The organism is Flavobacterium aureirubrum, assembly GCF_038739835.1.
GTDB lineage: Bacteria > Bacteroidota > Bacteroidia > Flavobacteriales > Flavobacteriaceae > Flavobacterium > Flavobacterium aureirubrum.
Genome location: NZ_JBCGDO010000004.1, coordinates 162029 through 179729 on the forward strand (window position 1 = coordinate 162029; position 17701 = coordinate 179729).

The following is a 17701-nucleotide window of genomic DNA, read 5'->3' on the forward strand; positions in this document are numbered from 1 at the left end:
CGGTTACTAATTTCTTTTTTTCTTTTTAATTTCTTCTAAAATTATGTTGATATATTGATTTACAATAGTATCTATGTTGTAGCGTTCCACCGCAAGTTTTCGGGCATTGGCTGCATAAAAATTGTAATTAGTTGATATCTTAATTACTGCATCTATTAATCCTTGGTAATCTGGAGTGTCTAATTTCCATGGATTTCCACCATAATCTACAATTATTCCAGAATCGTTTGTAACTAATTCCTTTAATGCACCAGTGTCAAAACCTACAACTGGTGAACCTGATGCTAAGGCTTCGGCAACGGTGTTTGGACAGGCGGCATTGATATCTAATGACAAATAAATAGCGTTTTTTAAAGCTGATGGTACATTTTCTCTAGGTATTGAACCATGATAGTTTATCTTTTTATCTATTTTTTGTTTGTTTTTAAGATTTTCAAAACTACCATATAGGTCGATAGTAAAGTTATTTGGCAAAGAAAATGCTACCTTATTTATTAAATCTATAGCATAAGGCGTATAATCTATAGTTCCTTCAAGAATTACTACTCTATGGCTACTTTCAGGTAATTGATTTTCGGCATTAAACTCGTTTAAATCAACACCATTATGTATGCAATTGAATTGAGTAACTTTTCTTAGTCCAGCGCTATTCCACCAGTTTTTTACAAATTCACTTTGATATATGATGGAGTTCGCAATAAATGCATGAATTAATTTACTATTTATATTTCTGTATTCATCAACGAGGTATTTTTTCACACCATAAGACTTCATTTTATGCAGCCAGTTTATGCCATCCAATCGATAAATAATGGGAACTCCTTTTATCTTCATTTGTAAAAGCCAACCTATTTTTTTTGTTCCACCAACGATAAAAAGTACATCAGGTTTTTTGACACTTGTAGCGGCATAGCAAATTGCTATATCTCTTTTTAGCAATGCTTTTTCAAAACGAGTTTGAAAACTTCCTGGTCCGCCTTTTCCTGGTTTATGTGGAAAACATACAATCATTGTAGTAAACTTTATGATTTTAACATTAATTCAACCATCCAACCATAGGGATTGAAGGAACCTTCATGCCAATTTAATTCCTCATCCCAAAACCCTGTGCAAGGATTATAAACTTTGTTGGCAAAACCGTAGCTTATTTCTACAAGCAGCGGCGTATTGTTTTCATCAAAAATATAATCATAAGCAACACATTGAGCATTTAATTTTTTAGTATAATCAAAAGAAAGTCGAACACATCGTTCATCAAACTCTTCTCTTTCATATCTGAAATGGCCACTTCCTGAAGCTCTGAAATCATTTTGTCGGACCATGCGTTTTAAGGCAAAGGCTTTTCCGTCGATAACAATAATCCTTGTATCAGAGTCATTATTGGGAATGAACTCTTGGAAATAAATATATTCCATTTCATTTCCCATAACTTGAGCATAGCGCGGTGGAATAAAAAGCCGAACGATACCTTTTACAACATCTTTAAAATGAGTTTTACCCAATCGCCAACGTCTTATCCTTTCTTTCAATCCGCCAACACTTTCATAAGGCGAGAAACCGCTACCAAAAGCTTTTCGTACCAATTTTTTTGCCTGAGATGGTGTGTGAACTAATTGCACGTTTTGTGAACCTGCGCCACCACGAAGTTTAAACACTTTTGGAAATTTAGTTTGATCAACCCATTGTAGTGCCGAATTGGCATCATAAAAAACCCACGTCGGAACAAGAGCAATGTTGAGTGCTTCTAAAAGGTATTTTTGACCTACTTTATCATCAAAATGCCAAGCCGTATTAAAATTTGGAAAAACCTTGAAACCACTTTGTTCTAATGAAAAAAGTAATGGTTTTGCCATCACAAAATCTTTGGCATCTGCTTGATAAAAATGCCACATTAAGCAAGAACAACCCTCTAATTGTTGAATAATATCAGTAGCATAAACATCAACTAATTTGTAAACTATTTTATTTTTTTCACAATAATCTATCCAACGATATTGAAAAGATGTTGTCCTTTTTTCATTATGTATTGCTATCATCTTAATCTAAATACTGTTGCGCCCAAGTTTCAAACCCTAATAACAACCAAATGGTATCTAATTGTTCAGGCGAGGCTTTTTTTATGTTTTTTACTGCAACCGAAAGTTCATTCAATTCAAATAAATCTCTTTTTCGTAAGCCAGGTTCAATAGTGCGTTCCCATTTTTCTTGAAATACTTTGGTAGTCATAAATTCTCGCAATGGAATTCCAAATCCTTGTTTGTTTCTAAATGCAAAATCGTCTCCAAACTTAGTGGCACAAATGTTTTTAAGTACTTTTTTTGCCTGCATTTTATTTTTAAATGGTGCTAATAAAGCATCAGAAGGAATGGTTAATGACATAGATACCATTTCGTTATCTAGAAAAGGAACACGGTTTTCTATAGAATGTGCCATCGACATTTTGTCTTGTCGCATCAATAAATCAGGAAGATAGGTTAACAATTCATATTTGCGTTGGCGCAAATTAGTGTCACCGCTCAATCGCTTTATAGTTTTGATTCTTTCCTTAATAGCATTGGCAAGATTGAAATCGGGTTTTAAAGATTTTGAGGTGTCTATACTTCCAAAAGCGGTTTCCATGATCATTTTTTTATCTGGATTAAAAGCATAAATCAAATAATCAACTATAGACCGTTTATTTTTTTTTAAACCACTGAAGAATAATTTACTGAAAATTTTATTTTCCTTTGCTCTTATAAAACGACTATATCCAGCTAACGACTCGTCAGCACCTTCACCGCTTAATAACACAGTAACGTGTTTCTTTGCTTGCTGACTTAAAAGATAGATGCCAATGGTATTAGGATGATTCAAAGGATGTTCAAAGTGCCAAATGGCTTTTTCTAAAACTTCAAAATAGTATTGAGCATCCATTTCATATTTATGAGCTTTGAGTGATAATTTTTCGGCTACATAATTGATATATTTTTCCTCTGAAAACTTAGGATCGTTAAAAGTAATCGAAACAGTTTCTAAATTTCCTTTACCTACTTTTTCAGCTGCAAAATAGGTTACAAGCGAAGAGTCAACTCCTCCAGATAATTGACAACCCAATTTCACGTCGCTAATCATTTGTGAATTGACACTTTTCTGAAGTGCTTGGGCTAACATTTCTTGCGAGTCTTTAGCTAAAATAGTACTACTTCCTTCGTTATTAATATCGTAGAAAACAGTGGTCTCAATAGTTCCTCCTTTAATAGATAAGAAAGTTCCTGGTGTACAATTGCTTATGTTTTTAAATAAAGTAGTGTTGATTAGATTTCTGAATAGCAGAAATTCGTCAATTCGACTAAAATCGGGTTCAAATCTAAAATTAGGTAACGGCTTAAAACTCTTCATTTCTGAGGCAAAAGCAATTCGATTATCTTCTTTTAGAATATATAAAGGTTTTATTCCAAATCGATCACGAGCGAGAAATAATGTGTCTAATTCAAAATCATAAATAGCAATGGCAAACATCCCATTGAGCATTTTAATCATTTTTTCCATACCATACTCCATGTACAAATGCAGTACTATCTCAGTATCAGAAGTGCTTTTAAACGAATGACCTTTTTGCAATAACTCATCCTTGAAATCAAAAGCATTATACACCTCACCGTTCATCATTAATACTATTTTTTTGTCGGGAGAAATCATCGGCTGATGACCATTGGGTGATAAATCTAAAATGCTTAACCTGTTAAATCCAAAAATCAAATTTTTAGGTAAAGTGAAATTTTCACTTCCATTTGCATGTACTTCTTCATACTCTTGACTACTTGTGTTTATTCCAACAATTCCCGAATCATCTGGTCCACGATGTTTTTGAATAGCAATCATATCTCTTATAACGCTAGTGGTTGTGTCAAAAGTGGTAGCAAGAGTAAGATATCCTGTAAATCCGCACATATTATTGTAAAAGTTGTTGATTAATATATCCTTCGGTAGCGTTTTTATTTTCAATGATTTTTGCTGGATTTCCTACCACGATAGAATTTGATGGAACATCAAAATTTACATAGGAGTTTGGGGCTATTAAAACATTATTTCCTATAGAAATTTTTCCCACAACAACACTACCAGTTCCAAACCAAACACAATTGCCAATAGTAGGTGAACCTTTTTTCGCTCCTCTATTTTGTCTGCCTATGGTTACATTATGATTTATATTACAATTTTGACCAATTATAGCGTTTTCATTGATAACTACAGTCCCAAAATGACTAAAATAAAGACCTTTTCCAATGATTGTATTGGAAGGTATCTGAAATCCAAATTTATAGGAATAATGACGCATCATTATCCGAGAAATGAAATACAACAAGGGATTTTTTTTATAAAAAAAACTAACTCTTAAAAAGAATAAATATCGAAATCCTTGATTTCTGTAGGCTTTGAAAAAATTAAGAATTGATATTTTTTTTCCAATGACTCGGTAGCAATCGTGATTTATATAATCTAAAAACATTATTTTTTTTTGTTTTTTAGTGTACCCAATAAAATATCGCGATGTGCTTCGCAACGCATCAAATTAGAATATAATAAAATTTTACTTTTAGAAAGTAGCGACGGTAATAATCCTTTTTTATATAATCCTGGTAAATAATTGCCACGATAAGGTTGCAGCCAAGTATTCATTACGGGTTTCCAAGTTTCGATATAGTCATTAAATTTTTTTTCTAATAAAAAATCATCTTGAATAATAGCGTTTATCTCTTCTACCTTTTTTTGGACTATTTCTTTATCCTCTTTCAACAACAAATACAAACCCAATTTAGCATTATTTTGGGTAAAATATGCAATATCAAAAGCAACTGGTTTATTTTTTTCAAAATGTAAACTTACCATCATCCCTTTATTCCAAGGCAAATTTTGCAAGCCATTCCAATCAAAACAAAAATTCCCTAAACTGTAAAAAATGGGTGAATTTTTATAAACTTCATACCCTGAAAAAATATGAGTATGGTGACCAATAACAGCAGTAGCTCCTGCATCGACAAAAAAGCGATACCATTTTTTCATCCTCGGACTAGGCAATTCATAGTGCTCGTGTCCGCCGTGGGCAATAATAATAACAAAATCAGCTTGCTTTTTTGCTTCTTGAATTTGATTAAAAACAGTAACTAAATCCATGGAATGACAACCTGGCGACGAGTCATCGGTTGTACTCCATTCATTTTCGGCTACATTGATAAAAGCAAAGTTTAAATCATCTTTTTGCCAATAAAAAATTTTTGAGGCTTCCTCAAAATTTTGGCCACTACCTAACCATTTTATACCGTGTTTACTCAAGGTATCGTAGGTTTCTTTCATACCTTGCCAACCGTAATCTTTAAAATGATTATTAGCAGTTGCAACTACTTTACAATTCAAATGATGTAGAATCTCAGCGGTTTCTGGCGCTGCTTTAATATGTGGACCCGTTTTTTCTATAGGAGCATTAGCCGTGGTTAAAGGACATTCTAAATCAAGAATATTCAAATCATTTTGAGTAAAAAAAGGCTGAACCGATTCAAATAAAGGTTTCCAATTATTGGCTTTAAACTGCTGTTCTACACGAAGCCAAGGACAAAAATCGCCTGTAAATCCTATTTTAATCATACGTAGCTATCTAATTGATCTGTAGAAATAAAAATGACATCGGGCCATTTTTTTATAATTTTTTTTAATAAACTATCAAGGTCTCTCAACCCTCGTTCTCTGTTTTTTTCGTTGATAAAACCAATAAAATTAATTCGATGAGAACAAATTACTGCTGGTTTAGATAACAAAAAAGCGGTTTGAATTTGAGCCAAGCAACTGTCTACCCAATTTTTGCTGGGTAACATACTAGGTTCAAAAAAACAGTTTCTAATGTTGTATTGCAATCCATTGTTTTCCTGTCCAAAACAATGACGAATGGGCGTATAGTTTCCAAAACTTCCTGTGGGTTGCAATTGAGGACGCAAACCTTGTATCCAATGTATTCCCATCGATGCTAAAAAAGGTTCTAATCTAGAATCCCAGTTATAACATGGCGCAATGAAGGTTTTTGATTTGAACCCAAATGTATCTTCAAAAATATGTAATCCTTCACTAATGATTTGTTTATGTTTTTCAATATCTGATGGAACATCCCAATCAAAAGACTCCATGAAACTATAATCGCCAGCACCAGAGAATGTCGTTCCAAAGTCAAATAATTCTCTAACACGTCCTGAATTTCCTCGTAATGCACTCATCCAACGAATAATGTTTACATGTTCTCTACCATGAAATTGAGGTTGAAAAACACCCAAATCCATTCCTTTTTTCCATAGAGATAAATTATTTTGATGTTCAGGATAATGCTGAAAAGTGGTATAAAACGGTTCCCAAAAGTAGTTTTGAAAATCGTTTTCTTTAATTTTCTTAAAATCAGGATTAGCCATGATAGCATTCGCCGTAAACTTGGCTGATTGACCATCGCCACCTTTATACTTTTGAAGCACACTAAAAAGCATTTCTAAATCAGTTTGCGATTCTAAAGCATCATTTTTGTAAATACTTTTGGAAACATCGATGCTGTTTTTTTCAAAATACGCAAGTATTTCCTTTGAAGGTGTACGAATTGCGCCCCAATCATCGGACTCTATGATAACAAGTTTTTGTTTCACAGACAATCCCTTGGCATTGACACGAGCGGCACTAAGGTAAGATTTAAGTATCGTTAATTGGTCTTTCAAAATTATTTAATTAAATCAATTAGTGGTACAGGTGTATCGATTATGGTAGACAAAATCGGATTGGTGAGTAAGCTCATTAAAGATATAGTATCAAAAGCTTTTCGAAGACACACTATAATGTAAAATAGTAATAATGGACTGCAAAAATAAACAGCTTTTTGAAAAGAACTAGACGAATATTGAATATAAAAAAGCAACAAAACAGCTAACCCAAACATTTGTGCAATTAGTAAATAACGACCTCCAGAAGGTAGCGACGACAAGAGATTTCCGACAGCTAAAAAAAGTAATGAAAAATTCATAAAATTGACAAAATACTTATTCTCCAGATACGTTCTGAGTTTTCCAAAATGGATTACAGTGAACAAAAAGAATACAGAATAATTAAGTACGGCTCTAAAGTATTGTACATACCAGTTGGTCGCTTCTTTTTGTACAGCATATCCCTCTAAAAACTCTTCTCCCGTGTAACTCTTGGCTTTAGGGAGTAAAACTTCTGGAAGAACACTTTCAAGAAAAACACCTACTGTACTTACATTAAGTGAACTAACAAAAAAACTCGCCACATACAAATAATAGAAAATACGATGAGGTAACTTGACCAAATAATAAACAAAAAATAGTCCAACTGGCAAAGCAAATGAAAAATGGATAAGCGGTGTCAGTAAAATATAGATAAAGCCTCTTTTGTTTTCTTTAATTAATAAGATATAAACGCCATAAAATAAGACATGCGCAGCCGTCCACATTCGAACGCCGTTGAGTTCCCAAAATCCAATAATGGAAACAAAAGAAAAAAATAACGCCCAAAAAGCTTTAGGTAAAGTAGCTGTTTTAACTTCGGAGAGTATTAACCAAATATTCCTTGAATAAAAATAACCATAAACCAGTCCAAAAAAGGCAAATAATACATTCCCGTTGTCAGTAAAAAGTGAGACAAAATTGGTAATCAACGGTTGATAGATATCAAAAGTGACATTGCCGTCAATATCTACCGAAAAAAAAGTGGAAAGGAAAGAGTCCCAACTTCGTGGACTTTCTGTTAACTCTTTTAATTTTAACACATAGCGGTAACTGTCCATTCCCATTGGCCGAAACATGGTGTAACCATAAAACACCACAAACAACCACACCATATTTTTAGCCCAAGGTAGCTTGTAATTTTTCATTGCTTGTATCAAGCCGAAAAAGGGAAAAACTAAAAAATAAAAAAATGCGTTTTTCATCTAGGGGATTAAGGCAACGAACTTTGCTGCCACATTTTCTATTCTATAGTTGTTTTTATCAGGAAGAACCATCTGGCTAGTGTAATCATTTTTGAGAAAAGCAGCAACCACGGCCTCGTTTAGCTGACCATACTTTATACTTAAAACAGGTTTATCAACAATCAAATAATCTATTAACTTACTTGGTGTTTGTGTGTTGCCTACATTTTCAAAATTCACAAGAAAATTCATTTTCGATAATTCATAAAGCAGCTTTTCACGGGGAACCAAGTCCTTTAAAACAATTCGACTAGTATTCTTGATGTAAGGCAGAACAAACTGTGGCGTAGTCGTGTAAATGTGAAATTCAAACGGAATAGCAGAAGATAATGAATTTAAGAACTGCAAAAACTCAGAGGGATCACGTCGTCCGGGAATAAACATACCAGCATATCCAAAAACTAGTTTAGAGTTGTCTTTTTCACCTTGATACAATTGGATATCTTCAAAACGAAAACCTTGCGGTATTACTTTTATTTTCGGATGAAATTGAGAATAATAACCGCCGATTGAATTTTCGGTAGGCACAGTCAGATAATCTACTTTCTTACAAAACCATTTTTCGACCCAACCGAAATAAAATAGTGGTTTGAAACTGTCATTTTCTTGACCCATATAAGGATCTCCACAATCGGCTATCCAGACTTTGGCAATTTTTTTTGACCATATACTTGCAACACCCCAATGAATGGGATAAGGCACTGCTACTGAAATCAATGCATCATATCCACGTTCCGTTTTCAATGCTTTTTTAACTAAAAAAACCAATTGAATTTTTGGATATTCTAAAAGCAACTGACTAAAACGGGTGATAATTCGGGTGAACAAGCGAATCACTCCTACTCCTTTTACTTTGGGTGATGCCCAAGTTAAATTTCCTAAACTCTTGAATGTAATACCATTTTGACTACAAAAGGTAGCAACGCCTGGTCTAGGATGAGTAATTACAGTGACCCGATGTCCTTTACGGGCTAATTCTTTAGCCAATTCTGTGGCACGAAAAGAACGAGGTGAATTTTCTGGATAAAAACCGTTGGTAACTACTAGTATTTTTTTAGTCATTTTGTAATTCTAGTTTCTTAAAAACAAACTTACCTAATTCTCTAGAAAATAGTTCAGCACCGTTTCGTTTTAAATGTGTTTTATCAAAAAAATAGTCTTTGTTGGTGTAAATAGGATTGGATTTGTCAAACACATAATAATGAACATTTTTGGGTGTTCTTGATTGAACTATTTTAAAAAAGTCATCTCTTTGATAATCATACAATGGAGGTGACACTAACACTAATGGAATTTTATTTTTTTGACACATAGCTATAATCTTTTCAAAAGCCACTACTTTAACTTTCTCCTCCCTTTTCTGATCATATACCGAAAGTGTATCAATCTTCCACTTTTCCTTAGAGTCAGAAAAACTTATTGGCATGGAGCCAAGTTTAGAAATTGTATCTTTAGCATTAAACTTTTTTTGTTGGATATCGAAATTTGATTTACTGAGTTTGTGTAAATAAAAGAATTGCGACAAGTATTCATTTTTTTCTCCACGAGAAATTAATTCATCTACAATTGCATCATATTTGACCAATGGATACAGTCGATCCAAACGAAAATTTAAGGCAGGCGCAGGAAGAAAGGTCATCGCATTATCGACACATAAAATAATAAGTTTTGGTTTTTTATTATTTGATAATGCCGTTCTAACTAAAAACTCGTGAAACTCAATCGATGAACCAGGATAAGATAAATTATAAGCAGATAGTCCCGTGCTAATCTCTATTTCCTCTGCCATAATGTTTCGTGCGCCACGAGATGAACCAAAAATTAAAATATCCTGATTTATTTTGCCTTGCAAAAGATACTCTAGACGTTTGTCTACCTCTTTTGTTGGCGATATATTTTCTAATGGATAAAATAGCTTATCTGCTGCAAAAAAGACGACACCAAAAACTAGGAGTTTAATCAGGAATTTTTTCATATCAAAATTGGAAATAAATAAATTCTTGTTCTTTAGTTGCAAAAAGAAACAAACAAATAATTAGCAAAACATACATGAACCATCTGAAAAATCGATGCCATTTAAAACCTATCGTTTTTAGACCATATTCTTCTCGTCGTCCCATCCATTCTACACAGAGCATAATACCAATAAAAATAAAACTGATTTTAGGAAATATAGTTGGAGTAGTAAGTATTGAAGCAGAGAATAATTCTTTTATATAAACTAATGCCATGGCTATACTTTCAGACCTGAAAAAAATCCATGCAAAAACAGTAGCACAAAACGTTATAATAATAGAAATCAAATCTTTAAAGGAAGGTAACAAACTGTTTTTTGCTACAATTTCGAGGTTGTTTCTATTCGTACTCAAAATGATAGAAGGCATTATATAAAGTGCATTTAAAAAACCCCAAGCTATAAATGTCCAATTAGCTCCATGCCAAAAACCGCTAACTAAAAAAATAATAAATGTATTTCTAATCTTCATCCACATGCCACCTTTACTTCCGCCTAATGGAATGTATAAATAATCTCGGAACCAAGTAGATAAAGAAATATGCCATCTGCGCCAAAACTCGGCAATATCTCTTGAAAAATAAGGAAAAGAAAAGTTTTTCAATAATTCAATTCCAAATAATCTTGCGGTTCCTAAGGCAATATCAGAGTATCCTGAAAAATCACCATAAATTTGAAATGTGAACAATAAAGCACCAATTAATAATGTACTACCTGATTGACTTTCAACATCGCCAAATATTTGGTTCACATAGACCGCGCATTGGTCGGCGATAACTATTTTTTTAAACAATCCCCAAAGTATTTGTCGCAGTCCATCTACAGCTTTACTATAATCAAATGTTCGTGCCTTCTTAATTTGTGGAAGTAAATGAGTAGCTCTTTCTATTGGACCAGCAACTAAAAGTGGAAAAAAACTAACAAATACGGCATATTCAGTGAAATTTCGTTCAGGTTTTATTCTATCTTTGTAAATATCAATAACATAGGAAAGCCCATGAAAAGTGTAAAAAGAAATCCCAACAGGCAAAATCACGTTCAATGTCCATAAATCAACACTTAGTCCAAAACCTGTTAAAAGGGAACGAAAAGATTCTGCGAAGAAATTATAATACTTAAAAACACCAAGAAAACCAAGGTTTATTACGATGCTTAACCAAAACCAAAACTTTTTATTTAATTTGCTAGTAGCTTCGTGCATTTTAATACCGGTGTAATAATCCAAAACGGTAGAAAATAGTAGCAAAAACATAAAACGCCAATCCCAGCAGGCATAAAAAAAGTAACTGGAAATCAACAAAAGCGCATTCTGTAATTTTAGATTTTTTTGTGTAACAAACCAATACAGTATAAAAACTACAGGTAAAAAAACAGCAAACTGTAACGAGTTAAATAACATTTATTTATTTGATAAAAGTTTTGAAAATTTACTTTTTAAATCTCTTTTTAATTTTATACTATAAAAAGAAATTATAAAGTGAATAATTGATTTATTGTATGCTTTTCCATATAGTAAATAAGTTCCTCGGCAACCTGCTAAATCCAATTTATCAAGTTTTTTTTCTTTCAAAATGTGATATACTTTAAAAAAATTTGATTTCTTACTAGAAACTAATGATGCGGTTAAAGGTAAAAACACAAACTTAGCTACAACATGATTGATTAAAAGTTGTTGTTCTTGATTTAATTGATTTTGTATTGCAAATTGCTTGATATCATCAATAGCTAAAAGAAATCCATTAATAGCTTTATCAGAATATAACAGCTTAGAATTAGTAGCTGAACCTTCTCGAGTTGTCCTTTGATAAAAATTATCGTTACAAAAAATCACTTTTTCGGCTACACTAAACACTTTTGCTAAAAATAATCCGTCTTCAAGATAGGGAACATTTTTCGGATAAAGGATAGAATACTGATTTAATACTGTTTTTCTGTATAACATTGCCCATGACCGGTCAGGATCTTTCATACTTAAACCTCTAGGTTCAAAATAGCCATCAAGTCCTGAATAGATTTGTCCTGTTTTTTTGCTGAAATCAGTTCTCCAAATGCTTTTCCCATTTTTGTCAAAAAATTCAAAGGGAAGATACACCACATCAACTTCTTGTTTTTCTAAACAAGCTACGAATTGCTTGAAACTGTTATGAACAACATAATCGTCAGGGTCAATGGGCAAAATATAGGTTCCTGTAGCTATCGCAATGCCGTTATTTCTAGCCATAGAAACACCTTGGTTTTCCTGATTGATTAAAATAATATTATGAAACTCTTTTTGAAGACGTTCAACAACCTCCTTAACAGCATCAGGCGAACCATCATTCACTACAATAATTTCGTAATCTTCTTGTGAAATATCTTGATTTTCCAAACTTCTGATGCATCGCTCGATATAAGCAGCAACATTATAGGCAGGAATAATTATACTTAGTAACTTGGCTTTCATTATTGAAGTATTTCGATAGCTATTTTTTCCATGGCTTCGTTTCCTAGTGAAGAATAAAATTCTTTTTTCAATCCAGATAAATAATTTTGAACCTCTTTTTGTTCTAATTCTAGTAGAACTTTCTCAAAATTGTTGTAATCTACAACATGCGTAAAACCAGACGTGGTATCAAAAATAGTGTGTAACTGCAAGGGTAAGTTATTAGAAGTAATAAAAAGAGGATAACATCCAAAAACTAGCGACTCCAACGATACAGTGGATGAGATACTTACACAGTATTTTGCAATTTCTAATGATTTTTGAAGGGAAAAGTCTTGATAATCATGCCATACCAAATTTTCCAAATTTTTGTGTTCTTCTTTATAAGAAAGAGGTATTTTAAAATCAGGGTGACTTCTAATGACAACTTTAAAAGTACCGTATTTCTTGGCTATTTCGATAGCATAATTTATGAAACTAAAAATATCTTGTGCTGTTATATGTTTGTCCATAACTTTCTGAACTGCAAAAAGTACTACTCGTTCTTTAGTACTTGCTTGTTCTTCTTTTAAAGTAGGATGTCCTATTTCTCTAACATCTAGTTCGTTATACTTTTTAAATTGGTTGGTGTAAAATGTTCCCCAAGTGATAAATCGATCAAAAGGCATATTTCGCCAGCCAGCTTGTGTGACCGTTTTTGCAAAAAATCCCCATTGAATACAAACAGTAGGTATTTTTTTTGATTTACAAACGGCAGCCACAATATGCTCGGAAAGGACGCAACCTTCAACCAAAATTACTTTTTTAGCATGAAACAAGGCTTGATATCCCAAAACGCGGTCAACTAAATGATTGTAATCTCTAAATTGGAAATAATTTGGGGTCCAAAAATAAGGAAAAGCAACCTCAGGCAAATTGGCTACTGAGGTGAGCGTATCATTTAATTGACTTTTTTCCCAAAGTAATAATCCTGTGGGAATGTCTTTATCATTTAGCTCTTTTCTAATTCCTTGGGTATAATTGATAAATTTCTTATTGGTGATAAAAAAATAATAGGCTGATGAAGTATGCGTTATTGAATTGGAAAAAAAATAGCGGAGATAACGCAACAAATCAAATACTATACAATGTATTTTTTGTGTAAACGGAACTTTATTTTCAAAAAGTTGAACATACTTATGTGTCAAATGTTGCCATTGTTCATCGGTCTTTGTAGCGGTTATTTCATCAAAAAACAAAGTATTATTAATCCATTTGTTAAGATAAAATTTAATAGCTATTTCTGATAATTCTACGTTTTTATATGAATAATTTCCATGTTTTTCTAAAAGTTGGGCAAACACTTCTTGGTAAAATTGCTCAATTTTTATAGATATCGAATTTTTGCTACTCACTATAATGCAAACTTAAAAGTACTCAACGCTTCAATTTTTGAATTTCCAAAACCAAAAAAATCAATACCATTTACTTCCGCTGCTTCATAGTCATTGTGTGAATCTCCTATCAAAAAGCAGTCTTTTGGGTCGTACTTATATTGAGTTAGTATATCGTGTACCAGTTGTTTTTTTGGCGTTGGCGAACCATTTATTGAAATAAAGAAGTCTGTTAGTTGTAATGCTTTGCAAATTGTTCTTAATTCATTTCCATCAGAACCCGAAACAATGTGCATTTTGAGATGATTCGCATTATTTTTTACAAAATTTACAGTCTCATCAATCAATAAACTTTGGTCTAGCAATAAACCAAGCATAATTTCTGAAAAACGGTCAGTGTAGTGTTTTAGTTTTTCATCTGACAAAGATTCTTTTCTAATGGTTTCAAAAAAATACCTGAATTTAACATAACGGGATAAACCACCATTCTTTTGATGAAAATCCATTAAAAGTGCCACTTGCTCTTCTGGGAAATCTTGTAGCACGCGCTGAAACCCTAAATCTCTCACGGGATTGGAATTCATTAAAACACCGTCAAAATCCCAAAAAATAACTTGCTTTAGTTTAGTCATATGTTGTTTTTAGCCCATGAAATCATTTTTTGAACTCCTTCATCAAAATCGACTTTGGGTTCCCATTTCAATTCGTTTTTTGCTTTCCAGTTGGAACCAAAAATACCAAATTGATCACCTGGAGTTCCATCAATTATTTCTATATCAATGAGATTATCACAATTCTTTTTTATATTATCTAGTAGTTCATAAACATAACGTGGCTTATTAGTGCAAATATTAAAAGTGCCAAAAGAATTTGTTTCTGAATATTTATAGGCTTTTAAAAATGCCTCTACAACATCATCTATATAAACAAAATCTCTAAATCGGTCTACACTTCCTTTGACTACTATTTTACTATCATTAAGTGCTTGAGCCAAATAAATACTTAACATTCCTTGTTTCAAGTTTTTCATATTTTGTCCTGGTCCGTAAATATTGAATAACCGCAAACAAACTACATTGATGCCCAAAGTGGTATAAATTTTTAAGTAATTTTCACTAGCAAGTTTTCCACAAGCATAAAAAGACGACGGATTTGGATTGGTTGTTTCCACTACTGGCAAAACCGATTGATTTCCGTATACCGACATGGTACTGGCATAAATAAAATGTTTGATTTTATTTTCTTGAGCAAACTTCAGCAATAATAATGTGGACTCTGTATTGGATTGTAAATCATAAGAAGGATTTTCAAAACTAATCTCACCCGAGCTTTGTCCAGCAATATGAAAAATAGCACTAATTGTATAGTCATTTAGCTTATTAATAGTGTTCTGTTCGCCCAAATTACCTTCAATAAAAAGTGTTTCACTAGGAATTACCTCTTTTTCTCCTGTGGAAAGGTTATCTATGGTAATGGTGTTAAAACCTAGAGAATTTAATCTATTTGCCACTGCTGAACCAACAAATCCAGCGGCGCCAGTTACCAATATATATTCTTTATTCATTGTGTCCTTGATTTAATCTATTGATTACTTTAACAACATCTTCAGGCGTATCAACTGCAATAGAATCGCAAGACATTTCAATCATTCTTACTTTGTGATTGAGTTCAAGAAAACGGAGTATTTCAATATCTTCCTGCTCTTCTAAAGGTGTTTTTGTAGTAACGCTGGTAAAGGCTTGTAGACTATTTTTTGGGAAAACATAAATACATACTTGTCGCCATGATGTAACGAATTCGCCCTTTTTATTTCCAGGAATTCCAGCTCTTGACATGTATAGTAACTCACCGTTAGGTTTAAAAACTACTTTTGGAATAGTTAAACTATAATAATCTTCTTTTGTGTCAATCGCAGTGTAGCCATTAATGATTTCATTGGGAAAGTCTGAAATAGCTTGAATTGCTTTTTTGATATCATTTGGGTTTATTACGGGTTCATCACCTTGTACATTGATGTAATAATCAGCTTCTATTTTTTTTGCAACCTCTGCTACTCTATCGGTTCCTGTCAAACATTGGTCTGACGTCATAATGACATTCATTCCCAATCTTTCGCAGTGAATTTTGATTTTTTCAGAATCAGTGGCAATCCAAATTTTATCGGCTGAAACTGCTTTACTACATTGTTCATAGGTTCGCTGTATCAACGATTTTCCTTTAATATCTATAAGAGGTTTTTCGGGCAATCGGGTTGATGCTAGTCGTGCAGGAATAACAACAATATAATTCATATAAAAAATATTAAACTAAAGAAAAGATAGATTCTTGTTGTAAATTGCCATAAGATGTAGGAGTCAAGCTAATACATTGCAACCCTTTGGATAAGGCTTTATCAAAAAGGTATTGGTTTTCTAAAAATAACTCTTGTTCTTTTTGTGAAATACTACTACCACTGTAGCCGTCATAACCAAGGAAATAGGCTTTTGAAGCACCTAGGTTGATAGCCGTTTGTATAGCTAAAGCAGTATGTGAGTCTTGAAAATTATCTGTAAAATCAATGGCTGTCAATTCAAAAGCATTTTCTTGAAAGGACTCAGGAATATATGTACCCATTTTTCTTGGGAATGGTGGCAAAATACATTTTCCACCTTCAAATTTTCCTTGAAAAACATCCTCCAAACGATTTCCTTCATTACCAACTAGACAGTAAAAATGCTCTTGCGACGAAGTGTTTATCGACGACGCATTTTTTGAACTAGCATAGATGATGGTGTATTTTTTGTTTTTGCTTAAAAAATTATTGATAGCTTCTGCCTGGTTTACTACCGTTGGTCCACCACCGATAATGATTACTGTATCGTTCGTTTGGCTTGAAAAATTATAATTAGGTAATCTGTAGTTGTCTTCAATCCCTTTGGACTGATTATTTAATGCTCTAATAATGCTATTGAAGGAATAATAACGTTTTCCAACCCATTCCATTACATCCTTTTGTGGTAAAGAATTGGCTCCAGAAAACATATAAGGTAAATTAGTTCCCCATTGATGTTGTTCTTGTAATTTTGTAAAGGCATCAACTACTTTGGATAATGGATTAAAATCAAAATCAAGTTTTCCTTTTGCGTTCAAAGCAGTAAGTAATAATTCTGTTTTTAAATTTCCTGCGCCTCTTCCCATTCCTGTAACCGTAACATCAACGATATCAGCACCACATTCTATAGCAGTCAAGGTATTTATTAAGCCAAGTTCCATATTATTATGACCATGAAACCCAATTTTTACATCTGTTTTTGAACGAACAAGTGCATAGATATTCTTTACATCTTCTGGATAAACACCACCAAAGGAGTCGACCATATAAAAAAAATCGGCAATACCATTAATTAGTGCTATTTCGTTTAAGAATTCTTTTTGACTTGCCCACGTTGACATATACATTACGTTAAAGCCAACTTCAAAACCCATTTTTTTTATTCCTTCTGCTAATAAAATTCCTCGTGAAAGATGCTGTGGATCAATGGCTATTCGTACCATATCAATGATGCCCACACACGGTGAAAGTAGCTGAAACAAATCGGTTACTTTTACATCTTTTTCATTTAAGATGATTACTAATTTTTTATTGGAAGTGGCTTTTACTTGCTGCAAAACATAGTCTGGACAATAGAAGTATTCTCCTAGATAGCCTTTCATTGGATTAGAACGATAGCCTATTTCAAGATAGTCTACAGGAAGTTGATTAAAGGAGTCGAAATAGGTTTTAACTAATTCCTTATCAAAATCCCAGTTGGTGTAATAGCCACCATCACGAAGAGTGCAATCTAATAGTTTCACGATTTTATTTTTTTAAATTTTGTATCAAAAAAGCTGTTGATATTTCTTGTAATTGTTTTAATTTTTGA

At 32.8% G+C, this 17701-nt stretch carries 16 protein-coding genes; all 16 read right to left on the reverse strand.

The window, feature by feature from the left end:
- Window positions 1-6 precede the first annotated feature (6 nt).
- Window positions 7-1011: a glycosyltransferase family 4 protein gene (locus WFZ85_RS05225; protein ID WP_342695225.1), complete on the reverse strand. Its 1005-nt coding sequence runs from the start codon at window positions 1009-1011 to the stop codon at window positions 7-9.
- Between the two features lie 11 nt (window positions 1012-1022).
- Window positions 1023-2036: an ATP-grasp domain-containing protein gene (locus tag WFZ85_RS05230; RefSeq protein WP_342695226.1), complete on the reverse strand. Its 1014-nt coding sequence runs from the start codon at window positions 2034-2036 to the stop codon at window positions 1023-1025.
- A 1-nt stretch (window position 2037) separates the two neighbouring features.
- Window positions 2038-3930, reverse strand: coding sequence for an asparagine synthase (glutamine-hydrolyzing) (gene asnB, locus WFZ85_RS05235; RefSeq protein ID WP_342695227.1), 1893 nt, complete (start codon window positions 3928-3930; stop codon window positions 2038-2040).
- Window position 3931: 1 nt separating this feature from the next.
- The gene (locus tag WFZ85_RS05240) at window positions 3932-4321 is read right to left on the reverse strand and encodes a serine O-acetyltransferase (protein WP_342695228.1); all 390 of its coding nucleotides are present in this window, start codon (window positions 4319-4321) and stop codon (window positions 3932-3934) included.
- 167 nt (window positions 4322-4488) lie between these two features.
- On the reverse strand, window positions 4489-5622 hold the full coding sequence (locus WFZ85_RS05245; protein WP_342695229.1) for a CapA family protein: 1134 nt from the start codon (window positions 5620-5622) through the stop codon (window positions 4489-4491).
- Window positions 5619-6725 (reverse strand): polysaccharide (de)acetylase, encoded by a 1107-nt coding sequence (locus WFZ85_RS05250; protein WP_342695230.1) that lies wholly within the window; start codon window positions 6723-6725, stop codon window positions 5619-5621. The genes WFZ85_RS05245 and WFZ85_RS05250 overlap by 4 nt, the downstream gene beginning before the upstream one ends.
- Window positions 6726-6727: 2 nt before the next feature.
- Window positions 6728-7894, reverse strand: coding sequence for an EpsG family protein (locus tag WFZ85_RS05255; RefSeq protein WP_342695231.1), 1167 nt, complete (start codon window positions 7892-7894; stop codon window positions 6728-6730).
- Between the two features lie 57 nt (window positions 7895-7951).
- On the reverse strand, window positions 7952-9052 hold the full coding sequence (locus WFZ85_RS05260; protein ID WP_342695232.1) for a glycosyltransferase: 1101 nt from the start codon (window positions 9050-9052) through the stop codon (window positions 7952-7954).
- Window positions 9045-9965: a hypothetical protein gene (locus WFZ85_RS05265; protein WP_342695233.1), complete on the reverse strand. Its 921-nt coding sequence runs from the start codon at window positions 9963-9965 to the stop codon at window positions 9045-9047. The genes WFZ85_RS05260 and WFZ85_RS05265 overlap by 8 nt, the downstream gene beginning before the upstream one ends.
- Before the next feature lies 1 nt (window position 9966).
- Complete coding sequence (locus WFZ85_RS05270; RefSeq protein ID WP_342695234.1) at window positions 9967-11403, reverse strand: MBOAT family O-acyltransferase; 1437 nt, start codon at window positions 11401-11403, stop codon at window positions 9967-9969.
- A complete protein-coding gene (locus WFZ85_RS05275) occupies window positions 11404-12447 on the reverse strand; it encodes a glycosyltransferase family 2 protein (RefSeq protein ID WP_342695235.1) in 1044 nt (347 codons plus the stop codon).
- Window positions 12447-13820, reverse strand: coding sequence for a hypothetical protein (locus WFZ85_RS05280; protein WP_342695236.1), 1374 nt, complete (start codon window positions 13818-13820; stop codon window positions 12447-12449). Before WFZ85_RS05280 ends, WFZ85_RS05275 begins: the two co-directional genes overlap by 1 nt.
- Window positions 13820-14431 (reverse strand): HAD family hydrolase, encoded by a 612-nt coding sequence (locus WFZ85_RS05285; RefSeq protein WP_342695237.1) that lies wholly within the window; start codon window positions 14429-14431, stop codon window positions 13820-13822. The genes WFZ85_RS05280 and WFZ85_RS05285 overlap by 1 nt, the downstream gene beginning before the upstream one ends.
- Window positions 14428-15363, reverse strand: coding sequence for an NAD-dependent epimerase/dehydratase family protein (locus tag WFZ85_RS05290; protein WP_342695238.1), 936 nt, complete (start codon window positions 15361-15363; stop codon window positions 14428-14430). Before WFZ85_RS05290 ends, WFZ85_RS05285 begins: the two co-directional genes overlap by 4 nt.
- Window positions 15356-16090, reverse strand: a complete 735-nt coding sequence (locus tag WFZ85_RS05295; RefSeq protein ID WP_342695239.1) for a 3-deoxy-manno-octulosonate cytidylyltransferase — start codon at window positions 16088-16090, stop codon at window positions 15356-15358. The genes WFZ85_RS05290 and WFZ85_RS05295 overlap by 8 nt, the downstream gene beginning before the upstream one ends.
- 10 nt (window positions 16091-16100) lie before the next feature.
- Window positions 16101-17633 carry an aldolase catalytic domain-containing protein gene (locus WFZ85_RS05300; protein ID WP_342695240.1) on the reverse strand — a complete coding sequence of 511 codons (1533 nt, stop codon included), beginning with the start codon at window positions 17631-17633 and terminating at the stop codon, window positions 16101-16103.
- Window positions 17634-17701: the final 68 nt, after the last annotated feature.

Coding starts and splice junctions, on each gene's coding strand:
- WFZ85_RS05225 (WP_342695225.1), bottom strand. CDS start 1,011: ATGATTGTATGTTTTCCACATAAACCAGGAAAAGGCGGACCAGGAAGT.
- WFZ85_RS05230 (WP_342695226.1), bottom strand. CDS start 2,036: ATGATAGCAATACATAATGAAAAAAGGACAACATCTTTTCAATATCGT.
- asnB (WP_342695227.1), bottom strand. CDS start 3,930: ATGTGCGGATTTACAGGATATCTTACTCTTGCTACCACTTTTGACACA.
- WFZ85_RS05240 (WP_342695228.1), bottom strand. CDS start 4,321: ATGATGCGTCATTATTCCTATAAATTTGGATTTCAGATACCTTCCAAT.
- WFZ85_RS05245 (WP_342695229.1), bottom strand. CDS start 5,622: ATGATTAAAATAGGATTTACAGGCGATTTTTGTCCTTGGCTTCGTGTA.
- WFZ85_RS05255 (WP_342695231.1), bottom strand. CDS start 7,894: ATGAAAAATTACAAGCTACCTTGGGCTAAAAATATGGTGTGGTTGTTT.
- WFZ85_RS05260 (WP_342695232.1), bottom strand. CDS start 9,052: ATGACTAAAAAAATACTAGTAGTTACCAACGGTTTTTATCCAGAAAAT.
- WFZ85_RS05265 (WP_342695233.1), bottom strand. CDS start 9,965: ATGAAAAAATTCCTGATTAAACTCCTAGTTTTTGGTGTCGTCTTTTTT.
- WFZ85_RS05270 (WP_342695234.1), bottom strand. CDS start 11,403: ATGTTATTTAACTCGTTACAGTTTGCTGTTTTTTTACCTGTAGTTTTT.
- WFZ85_RS05275 (WP_342695235.1), bottom strand. CDS start 12,447: ATGAAAGCCAAGTTACTAAGTATAATTATTCCTGCCTATAATGTTGCT.
- WFZ85_RS05285 (WP_342695237.1), bottom strand. CDS start 14,431: ATGACTAAACTAAAGCAAGTTATTTTTTGGGATTTTGACGGTGTTTTA.
- WFZ85_RS05290 (WP_342695238.1), bottom strand. CDS start 15,363: ATGAATAAAGAATATATATTGGTAACTGGCGCCGCTGGATTTGTTGGT.
- WFZ85_RS05295 (WP_342695239.1), bottom strand. CDS start 16,090: ATGAATTATATTGTTGTTATTCCTGCACGACTAGCATCAACCCGATTG.